Below are 16,348 nucleotides of genomic sequence, written 5' to 3'. Positions count from 1 at the left end.
GCGTTGATTCACTCTGATCGAGCCGGCAACAAGCATTTTGCCGGCTCGATTATCTCCTGTTCATCAATATCCTTAATCGAATAATCCTGCTTGTTGAGTTTATACGGATTGACGGTTGACGCGGACTTGACCACTTTGTTGATGTCGGTTTGGTAAACCCGGCTGACCGGCGTCGGGCCGAAGAGGGTGATTGACGGCCTATTTAATCCCCAGGCCATGTGCGTTGGCCCGGTATCGTTGCCGATCAGCAAATCGGCGTTGGCAATCAGCGCTTTCAGGCTGTTCAAATCCAGCTTGGGCATGACTTTGATCAGGCCGGATTGCGCCGCCATCCACTCCGCTCGGGCTTTTTCCTGATCGCTGCCCCAGATGACCAGGCAGTTTTGCTGCAAGGCCTCTGCTATTTTTACGAATTTTTCCGCCGGATAGTTGCGGCTGTCCCAGGTTGAGCCGATCACCAGCACGATATTGTTCCGGTCTTTTGACAGGTAGTCATAAATTTGCGGATCTTCGTTTTTGAAGAACAAAAACGGCTTTTTGTTGAGAATTTGCTCTTTGGTGATGTCGAACCCTAAAGGGCCGGACAGGACCAATGCATTTCTGTCGATGGTATTGGCATGAAAAGCGCACGCCACTTTAATATCGTAAAACCATGATGCGGCTTTTTCCCTGATTGAATCGGCATCGAATCCGGCGATGCGCTTTCCGTGCCGCGCTTTTGGCATACCCAGCCCCCCTGCCGCTACCAGTTTGGCGGTGACCGCCGATTTAATCAGCCCTTGGGCATCAATAACCAAGTCATAATTATTTTTTGCGTAGCCGCGGATTTTTTTGAGCTGCCGAACAAAACCGGTCTTATCGTTTTTTAAGGCTTTCAGGTTAACCGTCAGGATGTTATCGATGTCGGGATTGTTTTTTAAAACCTCGGCGAAGCGCTCTTCAACGATCCAGTCGATCTGAATTTCCGGGGAGTGCGCCTTGATAAACTGAAGAGCGACCATCGCATGGACGATGTCGCCCAGGGCCGAGAGTTTTACGATCGCTATTTTCATGTAGGCTCTGCTTCGGTAAGCGCTATCAATTGAAGCACCCGGTCCGGTGTGATGCCGGTCAGGCAATGGGTGTGGCCCAGCGGACATTCGCGCTTGAAACAGGGTGCGCAATCGAGATTCAATGAGATAACCTGGGCCTTATCGTTCAGCGGCGGCGTAAATCCCGGATCCGATGAGCCGTAAATGGCGATGATTTTTTTATCCAGCGCGGCGGCGACATGCATCAAGCCTGAATCGTTGGTCACCACATTATTAACCAGCGACATCAAATCAACCGCCTCGGCCAGGGATGTCCTGCCGGTAAAGTCGGTACAAAGGCCGGAAGCTGCTTTATTGATTTGCGCGGCGTCGGCTTTGTCCTTTTCGGAGCCGAACAGCCAGACCTGCCAGCCTTGGTCGATTTTATGCCGGGCGACTTCGGCGTAATACTCGGTCGGCCAGCGCTTGGCCGGGCCGTATTCGGCGCCGGGGCATAAGGCCAGTATTCTTGGAGAGGAAATCAGCTTGAATTTATCGATGACGGCTTGTTGCCGGTCTTTGCTGATCGTTAGCGCAGGCGTCGGGCATACCGGCGGCAACTTCGCATCTTTGGGCAAACCCAAGGCGACAAACCGCTGCACGGTCATGGTCAGCCGTTTTTTATCGAGCTTTCTGGCATCGTTCAGCAAGCCCCAGCGGTATTCGCCGATGTAACCTGTACGAACGGGTATATCGGCAAAAAACGTTGGTATTGCGGATTTCCAGGAATTCGGCAGCAGGATGGCCTGATCGTAGCCTTCCGGGCGCAGGCTTTTACCCAGTTTGATGCGTTCGATCAGGCCGAACTTACCGCGCGGCAGCGGCATCGCAATGGCTTGGGTCACTTCGGGCATTCTTTCCAGCAGGGATAATGTCCATGACGGAGCCAGCACGTCGATCCGGCAGTCCGGGCGGGCATTTTTCAGCGCGATAAACAGGCTTTGCGCCATCACCATGTCGCCGACCCAGGAGGGGCCGACGACTAGAATCTTGTGATATTTTTTCAAGACCTTAAATGACTATATACTTTATAAACCACGAAGACACGAAGAAAGAAACATAAAACTTCGTGTCTTCGTGGTTCATTTTTTTAAAAAACCTTAAGCAACGTAAGTCAACCAATCGGCATGGTCGTCTCTGCGCCCATGCACATAGTCGAAATACAGAGACTGCAATTTCTCGGTGACCGGCCCGCGGCTGCCTGAACCGATTGCGCGATTGTCCAGTTCCCTGATCGGCGTTACTTCAGCCGCAGAACCGGTAAAGAACGCTTCATCGGCCACGTAAATCTCGTCGCGGGTGATGCGTTTTTCGATCACTTCATAACCTTGCTCTCTGGCAATGGTGATGACCGAATCACGGGTAATGCCTTCCAGCGCCGAGGTGGTTTCAGGCGTGTAAATTTTGCCGTTGCGCACGATAAACAGGTTTTCGGCGCTACCTTCCGCCGCGAATCCTTCATGATCCAGCATCAACGCTTCGTCGTAACCGTTGGCCAAAGCTTCCTGTAACGCCAGGATGGAATTGATGTAATTGCCGTTGGCTTTGGCTTTGCACATGGTGCTGTTGTGATGGTTGCGGGTATAAGACGACGTGCGGATGCGGATGCCGTGCTCGATGCTGTCCGCGCCCAAATAAGCGCCCCATGACCAGGCGGCGACCATCACGTGGACTTTCAGGTTGTCGGCTCTTAGCCCCATACCTTCGGAACCGAAAAAGCACATGCTGCGAATATAGGCGCTGTCCAGGTTGTTCTTGGCAACCGCATCGCGATGCGCCTGGTTAAGCTCGTCTTTACCGTAAGGCATTTTCATATTCATGATATGCGCCGAACGGAACAGGCGATCCGTATGTTCCTGCATCCTGAAAATCGCCGTGCCTTTTTCCGCATGATAAGCCCGTATGCCTTCAAACACGCCCAATCCATAGTGCAAGGTGTGCGTCAACACATGGACTTTAGCTTCGCGCCACTCAACCCACTTGCCATCCAGCCAAATAACGCCGTCTCTATCATCCATCGTCATCGTTTATTCTCCAACTTAAATTAATGTTTATTTATGTAAGGGCATGGAACATGGATGCCAACAGTAGGCGCCTCTAGGCGACACGGATTTGACTGATAACCACTGATAACCGTTTTAATCCGCCTAATCAGGTCATCCCTGTCTATTACCTACTCCATGTAACCATGCCAAATCTGTTCGACTTGTGCGCTCATTTTGGCGACCTCGGCCTCGGCTATAACAGCCTTATCCCCTTGTAAAACCTGTTTATGACCGAAATCCCGATAGGTGCAGTAAGCGTTTTTAAGTGTTTCCTGATCGGCTTTGGAAATAAAGCCCTGCTGTTGCAGGCCTTCAAGCAGTCTGACATTATCGGTGTAGGTCGTCAGCGCTACATTAAGAGCCGCCTGATCCAATACGCCAAATTGTACTATAAACTCAATATCAGCAATACCGCCTTTGCTTTGTTTTAGGTCAAACTTGTCTTTATCTTTGGTAGCCAGAGCCTCGCGCATTTTTTCGCGCATCTCCCGGACTTCTTTTTTTAATACGTCTGTATCCCTGGGCAGGCTTAAAATCCGGCTGCGTATGGCCTCATACTGTACTTTAAGCCGAGGGTCTCCGGCGATAAAACGGCCTCTGACCAAGGCCTGCAACTCCCAGGTCCAGGCCTGGTTTTTCAGGTAATCTTCATAAGCGTTAATATGGCTGACCAGCAAGCCGGAGTCGCCATTGGGCCGCAGGCGCATATCCACTTCGTAGAGTATGCCGGACAACATCTTGGTATCGAGTATATGCCGGACTTTCAGCCCCAAACGACCGTAAAACTGGGCGCAGGAAATCGGCTTTGCACCATCGGTCATCGCATTGCCGTCCTTGCAATCGTACAAAAACACCAGATCCAGGTCGGAGCCGTAACCCAACTCGATGCCGCCCAATTTGCCGAAGCCTATGACCGCAAAACCGATAGACGTATTATCGGTCACCGGCGGCTGGCCATGCTTGTCAGTCAGCATCAGCCACGCGCGTTCAACGACATGACTGACGATGCTTTCGGCGATATAGGTCAGGTAATCGCTGACCACCATCAGCGGGATTACGCCCATAATATCGGCGGCGGCCACTCTTAATACGTTCAATTGTTTAAACTGGCGCAGCACCACCATCAGCTGCTCAAGATCCTGCACCTCGACATGAGCCAGCAAAACCCGAAGTTGCCGGTCAAGATCGGCTTTTTTGAGCGGCTCGTAAAGCGAGCGGGTATCCAGCAATTCGTCGAATAACACCGGGTACAGCGATAAATAATCGCAAATCCACGAACTGGCCGATGACAGCTTGACCAATTGCGACAAGGCGCCGGGGTTTTCGGACAATAACGATAAATAGACATTCCGGCCCGCAACCGCCCCAAACAATCCGAGTATCCGCATCAGGGTTTCATCCGGGTTAGCAACCTGCCGCATGGCTTCTATCAACTGCGGCATTAACCGGTCAAGCACGCCTGCACCTTTAGCTGTCAGCCTTCTGACGGCGGCGGAATGCTTAAAATCTTTTATTGCAGCGAGCATCGCGCCGGTGTCTTGAATGCCCCATTCTTTTAAATGGTCCATCAACTCCGAATCATCGGCCACACAAGCCCAAATTCTTTGCGCCGTTCGTGGTGAGCCTGTCGAACCATCCTGTTTTGACAGGGAAAAAACCTGGTCAAAAACCTCATGCACCTGCACTCTTACCTTGTCCAGATCCTGTTTAAAGCTAGGCCAGTCTGGATAATCCAGCGAATACGCCAATATCTGTTGCGCTGCCGGGTTTGTCGGCAAATCGTGGGTTTGTTGATCCTGATATTGCTGGATATGGTTTTCCACCCGACGCAAAAAACGGTATGACTGCATTAACTGATCGGCATCTTGTTGCGCCAGCAACTCCCGATCGCCCAGCAGTTGTAATACATCCAGAATCGGACGGGTTTGCAGGGCTTTGTCGTTGCCGCCGCGGATCAGTTGAAACGCCTGGCCGATAAATTCGATTTCGCGGATGCCGCCCGGCCCCAGCTTGATATTTTCCATGCGGTCCTTGCGCCGCAACTCCTGGGTGATCTGCGCCTTTAACGAGCGCAACTCCTCAAACGCGCCGTAATCGAGATAACGCCGGTACACAAAAGGCCTGAACATAGCCATCAGCTGCGCGCCGACTTTAAAGTCGCCCGCAACCTGGCGCACCTTGATCATCGCGTAACGCTCCCATTCCCTGGCCTGGGTCTGGTAATAGTTTTCCATGCCGTCAAAGGTCATGATGATGGGCCCGCTGTCGCCATAAGGTCTTAAGCGTATGTCGGTGCGGAACACAAAACCGTCTACGGTGATCTCGTCCAGCACTTTGATCAGGTTGCGGCATAGCTTGGTAAAAAACTCGCCGTAGCTGGTTTCTTTCCTGTCCGGCAGCACGCCGTCTTCCGCATAAGCAAAAATCAGGTCGATGTCGGAGGAATAATTCAATTCGTAAGCGCCCAGCTTGCCCATGCCCAGCACCACGATCTGCTGCGGGCTGCCGTCGGACAATAACGGCGTGCCTCGTAGTTCGCAGGCTTCCTGATAAAGAAAATCCAATGCGTATTGTATGCAGGCGTCAGCCAAGTGCGATAAATCGGCCAGCGTTTCCGATAATTCGGCCCAGCCGGCCAAATCCCGCCAGGCTATCCTGACCATCTCCCTGCGCCGAAAATCGCGCAATTTCGTCATTAACTCGGCCTGCGTCTCAACCGGCGTGTGCGCCAGCCCTTCGGCCGAGCTCAGGACAAGCTTTTCGGCATAATTGTTTTCGCTGTAAACCGCCGACAAATCGCCGGAGTTAACCAGATCGGCCAGCAGCTCGGGCTTGCGGGTACAGCTTTCGGCAACAAACAGGCTGGAGCACCAGACCCTGACGATAGATGCGTTAAATGCCGGTGTTGGATTGATATTGAGTTTAAGTTCCGTAACCCGTTCATCCCATTTAGTCAGCGAGTCGATCACCGTAGCCCTTAACTGATCAGGTAGCGCTGCAAATTCGGATTCGATATTTTTGATAAAAGACATGGCTGAAAGGCGTCAATGGAAAAACCCATGATAACGAAAACAGGCGCGCAACGAATAGCGCTATTTGTAAACATCTTGAATATGAACAACGAAGATGGGTAGAACGAGTCTTGATAAAATGATAAAGTTGAACAAATCCTCATTAAACTATTTACGATTTAAACTTATGAAAACGCCCACATTTACCAAGAACTTCTTTTTTGCTGCACTGACCAGCGCGGTTATCGCATTATCGGTTACCGGCTGTTCGGATGATGAACAAAAAACCGCAGCGGCGAAACCGGCAGCGACCGCCGAAGTGCACAACCCGTTCGACCATTCCCACGACACCCCGGTGACCGATATACAAAAACACAAGTTTGAGCATGATTTTGCCGACCAATGCGTACAACGGGAATTGAAGAATTCAACCAATAAAGAATTCGATAAGGCGCGCTATTCTACGCCGTGCATGTGCATAGCCAAATTCTTGATGAAAGATTTGACTGCCGATGAGGCTCAACTGTTTCTCGGCGAGCATAAAAACGCCCAGTCTTTAGTGATCAAGTATGAGAATGCGGCTTATCATTGCCTGCAACAGAACGCCCTGCCTAAAGGACCGGATTTTACCAGAGTGCCACAGGCTAATTGATTTAACATTTCGGCAACACAGCGTGTCCGTCGGGTTACATACCGGACTTAGGATCTGGTTACAAATAACTTCCCGAAATCACTATTTTCGGTCGTCAAGCCGTTCGTGCTGAGCCTGTCGAAGCATGATCGGCTTGACGCGGTGGGTCGAAATTTTTCCGCCCACCCCATTCGACAAGCTCAGGGCGAACGGAAAAATTTCATCCGATCCATGTCGGGAAGGTATTTCTGACCATATCCTTAAGCAACAACCGTAATAACCGTCTTCCCTGCCAGTTCTTTTAATACCTGCAAACCACCTGCGATAATCATTTCAGGATTAGGATGCTTCGATTCCCCGGCAACCTGCTTTAGACAATCGGCCGCCAATATCCCTTCATGCTCCTGGATTATTTCCAGCAACCGGTAAGTGATCGGAGTGATTTCTATAAAATTAACCTCGTCATTCGGATTGCGATAAACAACCAGGAAGGTGGCTTGTTCCGGCGCCGTTTCAGGTAAAAAAGCGGGGGATATTTGCTGGACGGGATATTGGTAGGCCAGCGGCCAAGCTAAAGACGACAACTGAATACGCCTATTGAGCAAATCATCCAGGTTCTGCTGATTTTCATGCACGGTTTCCTTGGCGATGGACAAGGCCATTTCCACCCATTCGTAATGCGCCAGCTCCAGCATAAACGGGAAATCATCCGCACCGTCCCGCTCGTTTTGCAGATAATCCAAAAACTCTTCAGGGATTTCTGAAAAATGCGGCGAACGACTGACATGCTTGGCGAAAAAATCCTGTCCCAGCTCAAACCATTGCCGGTCATTCAATAGTGTCCGCAACACTGGAAAATTGGCCGACAAAAAGCTGTCGATATTATTAAAAAACAGCTCGCGATACATCGCCATGCGCTGCGGCTGGACATCGGCAGGCGGCGAATTGTGTTCGGGATCTCTGATGTACGCGGCAAACTCGCTCTGCTTGGTTTTAAAATCGACGCTCATACCGGCCTCAAGCGGATTGCTTGGCATGCTGGGTTCCCCAAGCGGCTTGTATCGCGCTGATGGTGTTAACCTCCCTGATTAACTCTTCCATCTCCGGGATATTAAAATCCCGCTCCAACAGCGTCGGAAACACTCCGTAAAGCTCATAAGCCTTGCCCAACAGTTTCCAGACCGGATCGATCACGTCTGCGCCGTGGGTGTCGACCAGAAAATCTTCAGCCTCGACATAATGCCCGGCAATATGCGCGTAAGCGATGCGGTGCGCAGGCACGGCCTTTAAAAAAGCCTCGGCATCGTAACCGTGGTTAACGCTGTTCACGTAAATATTATTGATGTCGATCAGCACATCGCAATCGGCTTCTTCGATAACCGCATTGAAAAAATCGATCTCGGCCATTTCCTGACCGGGGGCGGCGTAATAGGACACGTTTTCGATGGCTATCTTTTGCTCCAGAATATCCTGGACGCGCTTGATCCGCCCGGCAACATGGGTAACCGCTTCCGAGGTAAACGGGATCGGCATCAGGTCATATAAATGTCCGTCCTTGCTGCAATAACTTAAATGTTCGCTGTAAAATTTTATTTGATGTTCGGCCATGAACCGTTTGACTTCGCGGACGAATTTTTCATCCAGCGGATCGGTGCTGCCTATCGACAGCGATAAGCCGTGACAGACAAAATCGAATCGCTCGGTCATCGCGCGAAACTGCTTGCCGAATTTTCCGCCGATGGTGATCCAGTTCTCCGGCGCGACCTCATAAAAACCGACTTCTTCGGGCGGGGATTCAACAATCTGGCTTAAAAATGATCGCCTAAGACCTAAACCGGCGCCGTGAACGAGATTCTGGGTTGTGTCCATAAGAACACCTTGCTGTGATTTGATGGGAACTGGAGGGCATGATGATCACGCCCTCCTTATGCTAAAAACGGAAAGGCCGCCTTAGACTTATTTGCCGGCGGGTTCTTTAGACATATTGCCGCAAGAGCCTTCCTTGCCTTTCATCATCGCGCCGCAGGCCGCTTCCATACCTGGTTTCATTTTGCCGTCTTGCATCATCGCGCCGCATTTGCTTTCGCCGCATTTGCCTTCGGCGGCTGGTTTTGCTGCATCTGGTTTTTTGTTGCCCGCACATGCTCCTTCCGCCGCTTTAGGCTTCTCCATACCGCCCATTGACGCACCGCATGACATTTCAGCCGCTTTATCCGCAGCGGCAACTTGCATGTAACCGGCCGACAATTCAGTCATACCGAAAGGATTGGCTTCTGCATTAACCGCAGTTGCAGCAAATGTAGACAAAAAAGCGGCACCCATTGCAGCAGCTAAAGGGGTTTTATTAATTTTTTTCATTGTAACTCCAGGGGTGTTGGTTGTTTCAATCCGCTCCCAGCGGGTTAAGTCGGGAGATTAATCGATACGCAACGTATCGAATGTTGCTTATCATATCAAAACCGTCTAAATAAAGAATGAATATCCTTCTATACCACAAAACTCCGTCAAATTATCAGCCCGGTGCATGCTTTATATTAATGTCCGGTTTTATTCTGATACTCGCACAAGTCTTCAATAACACAGCTCTCACAACGCGGCTTTCTGGCAATGCAGGTATAGCGCCCATGCAGAATCAGTAAATGATGCGCATCTTTCTTATGCTGTTTAGGCACCCACTTGTCCAGTTTACGCTCCACCTCCAGCACATTTTTACCGGGTGCAATGCCGGTACGGTTGGCAACCCTGAAAATATGGGTATCCACCGCAATCGTATGCTGCCCAAAAGCGGTATTCAATATGACATTGGCGGTTTTTCTGCCGACCCCGGCCAGCGCTTCCAGCGCTTCCCGTGTTTGGGGTATCTGGCCGTCATGTTTCTCAAGCAACTGCCTGCAAAGCGTGATGATATGTGCCGCTTTGCTGTTAAACAGCCCGATGGTCTTGATGTGCTCTTTTAAGCCCGCCTCGCCCAGCGCCAAAATGGCTTGAGGCGTATTGGCGACCGGAAATAATTTGGCGGTCGCTTTGTTGACGCCCTTATCGGTCGCCTGCGCCGACAAAACGACCGCAATTAATAGTTCAAAAGCACTGGTATAATGCAGCTCCGTAGTCGGTTCAGGTATGGCCAAAGCCAGCCGATCAAAAATTTCCAGGCGTTTTTTTAGATTCATGCGGTATTTGGTTTTACTCGATAGTGTGCCGCTATTTTCAGCATAATCGAAGGATCAAACAAGCTATGTCTGAAGTGAGGATGTAAGAATTTTTGTGAAACAGTCGTTTGGCGGGAAACTGCCTCCCATTCCCTTTTACTTCACGGCAGAGCAATGTCGCTTAAAAACGATGGATTGGCTAAACTGTTATTAGCGACTCCTGTCATGATGCTGTCTCACCAACTCTTCATACAGATCAACATACGACTGCACCATCTGCTCAGCCGTAAAGTGTTCCCAATATCGCTGCTCGGCACGCCTGCCCATTTCTGCAGCTTCCTCAGGATGCTCCCACAGATAACGCATCGCTTGCCGAAGCGCCACTGGATCGCTGGGCGGCACAACCAGCCCAGTCTCATCCGCAACGTTGATATAGGTAGTACCGGTTCCAATTTCGCTGGAAATCATCGGTTTTTTGTACATTGCGCCTTCCAGCAACGAAATACCAAAAGCCTCAGAGCGCAGATGCGAAGGAAAAACTACACCATAACATAGCGTTAACAGTGCTACTTTATCTTCATCCGGCAACTGGCCCAAAAAGTGGATATTGCGCAACCCAAGCCGAGCTGCCTGTGATTTCAATTCCTGCTCAATTGGGCCCGCGCCTACAATCACTATGGGATAACCGGTCCCTTGTGCAGCCTCCAGCAAAATGTGAAGTCCTTTGTAGTAACGGATGACCCCAACAAACAAGAAAAACTTCGGGCCGAGTCTCTCCCGCCAGTACTGCAATCGATCAGGCATCGCTTGGGGATAGGTGGCTTTGTCTAACCCTATCGGAATCACGCTGACTTTGTCTGAGAACATCCCAAGCACATCGCTAGTGGCCAGATAATTTGGTGAAGTGGCCACAATGCGGTCCACACTCGCCAAAAACTTTCGCTTCAATGGCCGGTAAAGCTTAAGTAAATGCTCTTGGCGGATGATGTCCGAGTGATACGTCACCACGGTCGGCTTCTTCATCCTCGTTGCAAAATGCACTACATCCATGAATGGCCATGGGAAGTGGTAATGAATGACATCGGCCTGTTTAGCTAACTGCGCAAAACGCAAAAAAGCCGAAAAAGAAAAACCCGTCGAAGCAATTTGCAAGTCAAGCCTGGCGCGATGCGCCAAGTAGCCATCAATTTCGATAGTACGCGGCACACGGTCAGGTGTTAACGAGAGCACATCGGTTTTGACGCCCAGCTTATTGGCTCCTCTGGCAATCTGATTGATAACCTGCTCAACGCCTCCCATCGTGTCAGGGAAGGACGTCTTGAAAAAATGTAGAACCCGCATGCAATCTCGTTCCAATTAACCTGATATTGATTTAAACCACACCGCGTAAGGCTGAGCCAGCCACCATTTCAACGGTACTCGCCCATAATATTTGCGGACAACATTGATCGCCTCCTGGTAATGTCGCCGACGCTGGGTTTTGGTCTTTGTCGCCTCATGTTCGCGGTTTACCGCAACAAAGTCATCCAAAAACTGCAATGATCCAGCCTGCTTGAATAATCGCCACCACAAATCGTAATCCATCGCCATATGCAGTTTACCATCGACGCCACCCACGCTCTCCCAAGCTGCGCGCCGGATCAGGGTCGCCGGCTGTGAAATAATGCAACGCAACGCCAAGCGCCGTTCAAGGAAAGGTTCAACCCATACCGGATAGCGCTTTCCCGATTTCTGCACCACATTCCATGCCCGACCATAAACGGCAGGCGCATCGGGATATTTTTCTGACTCGGCAATGAGTTTTGCCAAACCACCTGGCAAAAACCAGTCATCGCTATTTAGCCAGCACACATAGGGTGCCCGCCCCTGAGCAATGCCTTCATTGATTGCTGCGGCCTGTCCGTCATCGGCGTGACTACGCCACCCCGCCAATCGGTGTTCCCACTTACGGATCACATCAACAGAATGATCGGACGATCCACCATCCAGCACAAAGACTTCAACAGGGATTTCCTGCTGAAAAATAGAGGCCAACGCATCATCCAAAAACCGCCCTTGATTAAAAGAGGGAACCGCAACCGTCACCAACGGCTCTACCATGTCTTACTCGGCCGATTTGGTCAAAAAATCCGCATAAGACTTGGCAATCCCATCGCGTAACGAGGTTTTAGCCTGCCAACCCAATTCTCGCATCCGATCAACATTCAATAGCTTGCGCGGCGTACCGTCGGGCTTGCTGGCGTCAAACACAATCTCACCATCAAAGCCGACAACGCTCATTACCGTCTCGGCCACCTCGCGAATCGTCACATCTTCAGCCGTGCCGACATTGAACAGCCCCTCACTGATGTTTTGTTCCATTAAAAAGATACAGGCATCCGCCATATCGTCAACGTATAAAAACTCTCGCATCGGTTTACCGGACCCCCATACCACCAGTTCTTTATCGCCACGAACCTTGGCTTCATGCGCCTTACGAATCAGTGCCGGCAGCACATGGCTAGTGTTCAGGTCATAGTTGTCATTGGGGCCGTACAGATTGGTCGGCATCGCCGAAACATACTGAGTACCGTACTGACGGTTGTAATTCTCACATAACTTGATACCAACAATTTTGGCAATCGCATAAGGCTCGTTGGTTTGCTCCAAAGGTCCGGTGAGCAGATATTCTTCCTTGATCGGCTGCGGACAATCTCGCGGATAAATACAACTGGAACCCAGGAACAGCAAACGCTGCACTCCCGCCTTCCAAGCCGCATGCACAATATTCGCCTCTATCATCAGATTCTGATAGATGAACTCTGCACGATAGGTATTGTTAGCATGAATGCCCCCCACTTTTGCAGCCGCCAGAAAGATGTAATCCGGCTTTTCGTGTTCAAGGAACTGCGTGACTACGGTCTGATCGATTAAATCCAACTCGGCATGAGTACGCGTTATTAAATTCGTGTAGCCAGCAGCGGCCAATCGGCGAGCAATCGCCGACCCCACCATGCCGCGATGGCCCGCAATAAAAATCTTGGCATTCTTGTCCATTGACTTACTCGTGATAGTTATACGTTGAGTAGCCATGCTTCTTGACCAGCTCATCGCGCTCTGCTGCCTTCAAGTCTTCCCTCATCATTTCAGAGACTAATTCCTTGAAGCTGATCTGGGGCGTCCAACCCAGCTTTTGCTTGGCCTTGGTCGCATCACCCAACAAAGTTTCAACCTCGGTGGGACGGAAATAACGCGTGTCGACAGCCACGATACATTTGCCGTTTGCGTCGTACCCTTTTTCATCGACGCCCGTCCCTTTCCAATCGATCGTCAGTCCAATTTCCTGTGCCGCCGTATCGACAAATTCGCGCACACTGAATTGAACGCCAGTGGCAATTACAAAGTCTTCTGGTTGATCCTGCTGTAACATCAACCATTGCATTTCAACATAATCCTTGGCATGGCCCCAATCGCGCTTTGCGTCGAGATTACCAAGAAACAGACAATCTTGCAGGCCGAGTTTAATGCGAGCCAGAGCGCGAGTAATCTTGCGCGTAACGAATGTCTCGCCACGCACAGGAGATTCGTGGTTAAACAAAATTCCGTTGCAGGCATAAATACCGTAAGCCTCACGATAATTCACCGTGATCCAATAGGCGTAGAGCTTGGCCACTGCGTAAGGCGAACGAGGATAGAACGGGGTTGTTTCTTTCTGAGGCGTTTCTTGCACCAAGCCGTAAAGCTCCGAAGTCGAAGCCTGATAAAAACGAGTTTTCTTCTCCAACCCAAGGATACGGATAGCTTCGAGAATACGCAAAGCGCCGAGAGCATCGGAGTTGGCCGTATACTCCGGCTCTTCAAAACTGACGGCAACATGACTTTGCGCCGCAAGATTGTAAATCTCATCTGGCTGAACCTGTTGAATAATGCGGATAAGACTCGAGGAATCAGTCATATCGCCATAGTGCAGAATGAAGTTACGATTGGAAACGTGCGGGTCTTGATACAAATGATCGATGCGATCTGTATTAAAGAGCGAAGCTCGACGTTTGATGCCATGCACCTCATAACCCTTCTTTAATAAGAGTTCTGCGAGATAGGCCCCGTCCTGACCAGTAATACCTGTTATTAAAGCTTTTTTCATTGCTACTCCTAAAAAACAAAATCATTAAAATCAATTCGAATTGATCACCAAGTTTTTCAACCGCAGCATCTGTGCCGTGACCATTTTCTTGACCATCTCATCAAAGCTAATTGTTGGCTCCCAACCCAATAGCTTGTTTGCCTTAGAAGGGTCGGCTAGCGTCTGTCCGGACTCCATCGGGCGGACTAATGCCGGATCGCTAACCACGCTTTCGCGCCAATCTCTATCCACAGAACTGTAAGCAGTTTCGCACAAATCCCTTAATGTATGCAGCTTCCCTGTGCCAATCACAAAATCATCCGCGCGTTCCCGCTGAAGCATCAGCCACATTGCATACACAAAGTCGCTGGCGTAACCCCAATCCCGAGCAATATCAAGATTGCCCAATGCGAGCTTTCCTCGCTGAACAATGGGACGGCCCATTTCGTTAATATCTGGGGAATCTATAATCCCCAGCGCTGCACAGGCGGCACCGTAAGCTACCTTTTGCGTCAAAAAATGCAATGGTCGGCGCTCACTTTCATGATTGAACAAAATTCCGCTCGCGATGTAGAGTCCATAACTCTCGCGATAAATCTTCGCCATCTGATGGGCGTAAACCTTGGCGGCTGCATAGGGATTTACCGGATTGAAGGGGGTTTCCTCGCTCTGGGGTACGATGGAGGCCTGGCCAAACATCTCAGAAGAAGAAGCGTGATAAACTCGACACGCCGGACAATGGTGCCGAACCGCTTCAAAAAGACGCACAGCCCCCAAGCCATTTACCAACAGCGTCTCCGGGGCTCGCGACCAAGATTCGCCAGGGCGCGACTGAGAGGCCAAATTATAAATTTCATCGGGCTTGGCGTCCTGAATGGCGGACGCTATGTCAACTCCCTCTGACATATCACCAAACAAAATCTCTACCCGGCCAGACAAATGACTGGCATTATTTTGTCGGTACCAACTTTCCTTTCGAGCCAGACCGAAAACCTGGTAGCCTTTTTCAAGCAACAATTCGGCAAGAAACGAACCATCCTGCCCGGTAATCCCCGTAATCAAGGCTTTCTTCATGCCTCTACCCGCCGTTTTGGAGAAGCCAGCGCCTCGTCGTAAAGTTGCAGCAAGGCAGCTGCGCTAGACTTCCAATTAAACAGGGCAGCCTGCTTCTGCGCAGCCATACCAAGCTGATCGCGCTCATTCCTGTTCATCGCAAGCCTTAACATCGCTTGAGCCCAACTTTCGATATCTTCCGGGGCGAGCAGAATAGCAGCATTTCCGGTCACCTCGGGAATCGAAGTGGAATTTGAAGTCAGCGTCGGCGCACCGAATTGCATGCCTTCCAGAACGGGTAACCCAAATCCTTCGAATAACGAAGGATAGAGATTTGCGTAACAATTACGATAGAGCCAGATCAACTCCTCGTCTGATACATAGCCGGTCATCACCACCTGAGCCTCAATCCCTAATTCAGCCAAGTGCTTCTGAAAATCCTCCATCAACCAACCTTCCCCACCTGCCAACACCAGCGGCATGGGTACTCCTCCTAATGCCAGATAACGAGCATACACCTCAGCGAGGCGTCGCTGATTTTTTCTTGGCTCAATGGTACCCACGCTCAGCCAGTAGCTCCCGACAGACACAGCATCGAGTGCCTTTGGCCGCCGCCCCTCCGCAGATGAATCTGCAAATCGTGAACACGGGTAAATAACACGGATGCGATTCTCGGGAAAGTGAGGGAACACACTTAAATAATGAGTCCGTGAAGCTTCTGAAATAGCGACTACCCAATCCGCCGCAATCGCAGAGCGAAATACGCCATCGAAACACCCCACTCTATTCGTCTCGGTGGTCCAAGATGGATCAACCACAAATCCCATATCGTAGAAGGTATAAATCAGGCGGCTCGACGTCAATTGAGTTGGGCACCAGAAGTTATTGGCATGGATAATATCCGGCAGACCGAGGGATACTTCAGCGTTATTTCCCGTCCAGAATACACGCGCGGCTTCCCTCGTGAGATGCCGTGGACCGTAGTGGACGTCACGGCCGGGATACGGATTCCCGATAGGCATCAATGCATCAAAATAAAAGTCACCGAAACTGGGGAACAGCGAATAGCGATGTTCGGGCGCTAGTTCTAGCATCCTCTGAATCAGGGCGTGAGCAAAATAGCCGCAACCGGCCTTGCCGGAACCAGTTTGTGAAATGTCGAAACCGATGTTCATTCTGTCAATTACTATAAATCTATTGGGTTACTTAAGACCTTAATGGCGTATATATTAAATATGAAGAATGAAAGTAGAGTTATCTAGCATGTTATTTTCATTGCAACTCTGA

At 50.4% G+C, this 16,348-nt stretch carries 15 protein-coding genes; 1 reads left to right on the top strand and 14 read right to left on the bottom strand.

Going from position 1 to position 16,348, the window contains the following annotated elements; genetic code table 11:
* Positions 1–8: 8 nt before the first annotated feature.
* From waaC to glnE, 4 genes are all read right to left on the bottom strand, one after another.
* Positions 9–1,052: a lipopolysaccharide heptosyltransferase I gene (waaC, locus tag B0F88_RS10420; protein WP_104423874.1), complete on the bottom strand. Its 1,044-nt coding sequence runs from the start codon at positions 1,050–1,052 to the stop codon at positions 9–11.
* A complete protein-coding gene (gene waaF, locus B0F88_RS10415) occupies positions 1,049–2,077 on the bottom strand; it encodes a lipopolysaccharide heptosyltransferase II (protein WP_104423873.1) in 1,029 nt (342 codons plus the stop codon). The genes waaC and waaF overlap by 4 nt, the downstream gene beginning before the upstream one ends.
* A gap of 93 nt (positions 2,078–2,170) precedes the next feature.
* On the bottom strand, positions 2,171–3,094 hold the full coding sequence (locus B0F88_RS10410) for a branched-chain amino acid transaminase (protein WP_104423872.1): 924 nt from the start codon (positions 3,092–3,094) through the stop codon (positions 2,171–2,173).
* 149 nt (positions 3,095–3,243) lie between these two features.
* Positions 3,244–6,147 (bottom strand): bifunctional [glutamate--ammonia ligase]-adenylyl-L-tyrosine phosphorylase/[glutamate--ammonia-ligase] adenylyltransferase, encoded by a 2,904-nt coding sequence (glnE, locus tag B0F88_RS10405; protein WP_104423871.1) that lies wholly within the window; start codon positions 6,145–6,147, stop codon positions 3,244–3,246.
* A gap of 166 nt (positions 6,148–6,313) precedes the next feature.
* Between glnE and B0F88_RS10400 the strand changes: the two genes are divergently transcribed.
* A complete protein-coding gene (locus B0F88_RS10400; protein WP_104423870.1) occupies positions 6,314–6,778 on the top strand; it encodes a hypothetical protein in 465 nt (154 codons plus the stop codon).
* Between the two features lie 239 nt (positions 6,779–7,017).
* Here B0F88_RS10400 and B0F88_RS10395 read toward each other — a convergent pair whose 3' ends face one another.
* The 10 genes from B0F88_RS10395 to B0F88_RS10350 all read right to left on the bottom strand — a co-directional run bounded on the left by B0F88_RS10395 (position 7,018) and on the right by B0F88_RS10350 (position 16,236).
* Positions 7,018–7,794, bottom strand: a complete 777-nt coding sequence (locus B0F88_RS10395; protein ID WP_104423869.1) for an HvfC family RiPP maturation protein — start codon at positions 7,792–7,794, stop codon at positions 7,018–7,020.
* Entirely contained in the window at positions 7,775–8,626 is an 852-nt protein-coding gene (locus tag B0F88_RS10390) for an HvfB family MNIO-type RiPP peptide maturase (protein WP_104423868.1), read from the bottom strand. Before B0F88_RS10390 ends, B0F88_RS10395 begins: the two co-directional genes overlap by 20 nt.
* 87 nt (positions 8,627–8,713) lie before the next feature.
* Positions 8,714–9,115, bottom strand: coding sequence for a hypothetical protein (locus B0F88_RS10385; protein ID WP_104423867.1), 402 nt, complete (start codon positions 9,113–9,115; stop codon positions 8,714–8,716).
* A 176-nt stretch (positions 9,116–9,291) separates the two neighbouring features.
* Positions 9,292–9,927 carry an endonuclease III gene (gene nth, locus B0F88_RS10380; RefSeq protein WP_104423866.1) on the bottom strand — a complete coding sequence of 212 codons (636 nt, stop codon included), beginning with the start codon at positions 9,925–9,927 and terminating at the stop codon, positions 9,292–9,294.
* Between the two features lie 189 nt (positions 9,928–10,116).
* Positions 10,117–11,247 (bottom strand): glycosyltransferase family 4 protein, encoded by a 1,131-nt coding sequence (locus tag B0F88_RS10375; RefSeq protein WP_104423865.1) that lies wholly within the window; start codon positions 11,245–11,247, stop codon positions 10,117–10,119.
* 15 nt (positions 11,248–11,262) lie between these two features.
* Entirely contained in the window at positions 11,263–12,006 is a 744-nt protein-coding gene (locus tag B0F88_RS10370; protein WP_104423864.1) for a glycosyltransferase family 2 protein, read from the bottom strand.
* Between the two features lie 3 nt (positions 12,007–12,009).
* A complete protein-coding gene (fcl, locus tag B0F88_RS10365) occupies positions 12,010–12,942 on the bottom strand; it encodes a GDP-L-fucose synthase (protein WP_104423863.1) in 933 nt (310 codons plus the stop codon).
* Positions 12,943–12,946: 4 nt separating this feature from the next.
* Positions 12,947–14,029 (bottom strand): GDP-mannose 4,6-dehydratase, encoded by a 1,083-nt coding sequence (gene gmd, locus B0F88_RS10360; RefSeq protein ID WP_104423862.1) that lies wholly within the window; start codon positions 14,027–14,029, stop codon positions 12,947–12,949.
* A 30-nt stretch (positions 14,030–14,059) separates the two neighbouring features.
* Positions 14,060–15,082, bottom strand: a complete 1,023-nt coding sequence (locus B0F88_RS10355; protein ID WP_104423861.1) for a GDP-mannose 4,6-dehydratase — start codon at positions 15,080–15,082, stop codon at positions 14,060–14,062.
* The gene (locus tag B0F88_RS10350) at positions 15,079–16,236 is read right to left on the bottom strand and encodes a glycosyltransferase family 4 protein (protein WP_104423860.1); all 1,158 of its coding nucleotides are present in this window, start codon (positions 16,234–16,236) and stop codon (positions 15,079–15,081) included. Before B0F88_RS10350 ends, B0F88_RS10355 begins: the two co-directional genes overlap by 4 nt.
* Positions 16,237–16,348: the final 112 nt, after the last annotated feature.

Origin of the sequence: Methylobacter tundripaludum (assembly GCF_002934365.1) — a bacterium.
GTDB lineage: Bacteria > Pseudomonadota > Gammaproteobacteria > Methylococcales > Methylomonadaceae > Methylobacter_A > Methylobacter_A tundripaludum_A.
Note: the sequence above shows the minus strand (reverse complement) of the source record. Positions and strands in the feature narration are given on the sequence as shown.

Bases quoted from the DNA above. Each gene is read 5' to 3' on its own strand.
- waaC (WP_104423874.1), bottom strand. From the start codon at position 1,052: ATGAAAATAGCGATCGTAAAACTCTCGGCCCTGGGCGACATCGTCCAT.
- B0F88_RS10390 (WP_104423868.1), bottom strand. From the start codon at position 8,626: ATGGACACAACCCAGAATCTCGTTCACGGCGCCGGTTTAGGTCTTAGG.
- fcl (WP_104423863.1), bottom strand. From the start codon at position 12,942: ATGGACAAGAATGCCAAGATTTTTATTGCGGGCCATCGCGGCATGGTG.
- gmd (WP_104423862.1), bottom strand. From the start codon at position 14,029: ATGAAAAAAGCTTTAATAACAGGTATTACTGGTCAGGACGGGGCCTAT.
- B0F88_RS10350 (WP_104423860.1), bottom strand. From the start codon at position 16,236: ATGAACATCGGTTTCGACATTTCACAAACTGGTTCCGGCAAGGCCGGT.
- glnE (WP_104423871.1), bottom strand. From the start codon at position 6,147: ATGTCTTTTATCAAAAATATCGAATCCGAATTTGCAGCGCTACCTGAT.
- B0F88_RS10385 (WP_104423867.1), bottom strand. From the start codon at position 9,115: ATGAAAAAAATTAATAAAACCCCTTTAGCTGCTGCAATGGGTGCCGCT.
- B0F88_RS10410 (WP_104423872.1), bottom strand. From the start codon at position 3,094: ATGACGATGGATGATAGAGACGGCGTTATTTGGCTGGATGGCAAGTGG.
- B0F88_RS10395 (WP_104423869.1), bottom strand. From the start codon at position 7,794: ATGCCAAGCAATCCGCTTGAGGCCGGTATGAGCGTCGATTTTAAAACC.
- nth (WP_104423866.1), bottom strand. From the start codon at position 9,927: ATGAATCTAAAAAAACGCCTGGAAATTTTTGATCGGCTGGCTTTGGCC.
- B0F88_RS10355 (WP_104423861.1), bottom strand. From the start codon at position 15,082: ATGAAGAAAGCCTTGATTACGGGGATTACCGGGCAGGATGGTTCGTTT.
- B0F88_RS10375 (WP_104423865.1), bottom strand. From the start codon at position 11,247: ATGCGGGTTCTACATTTTTTCAAGACGTCCTTCCCTGACACGATGGGA.
- B0F88_RS10370 (WP_104423864.1), bottom strand. From the start codon at position 12,006: ATGGTAGAGCCGTTGGTGACGGTTGCGGTTCCCTCTTTTAATCAAGGG.
- B0F88_RS10400 (WP_104423870.1), top strand. From the start codon at position 6,314: ATGAAAACGCCCACATTTACCAAGAACTTCTTTTTTGCTGCACTGACC.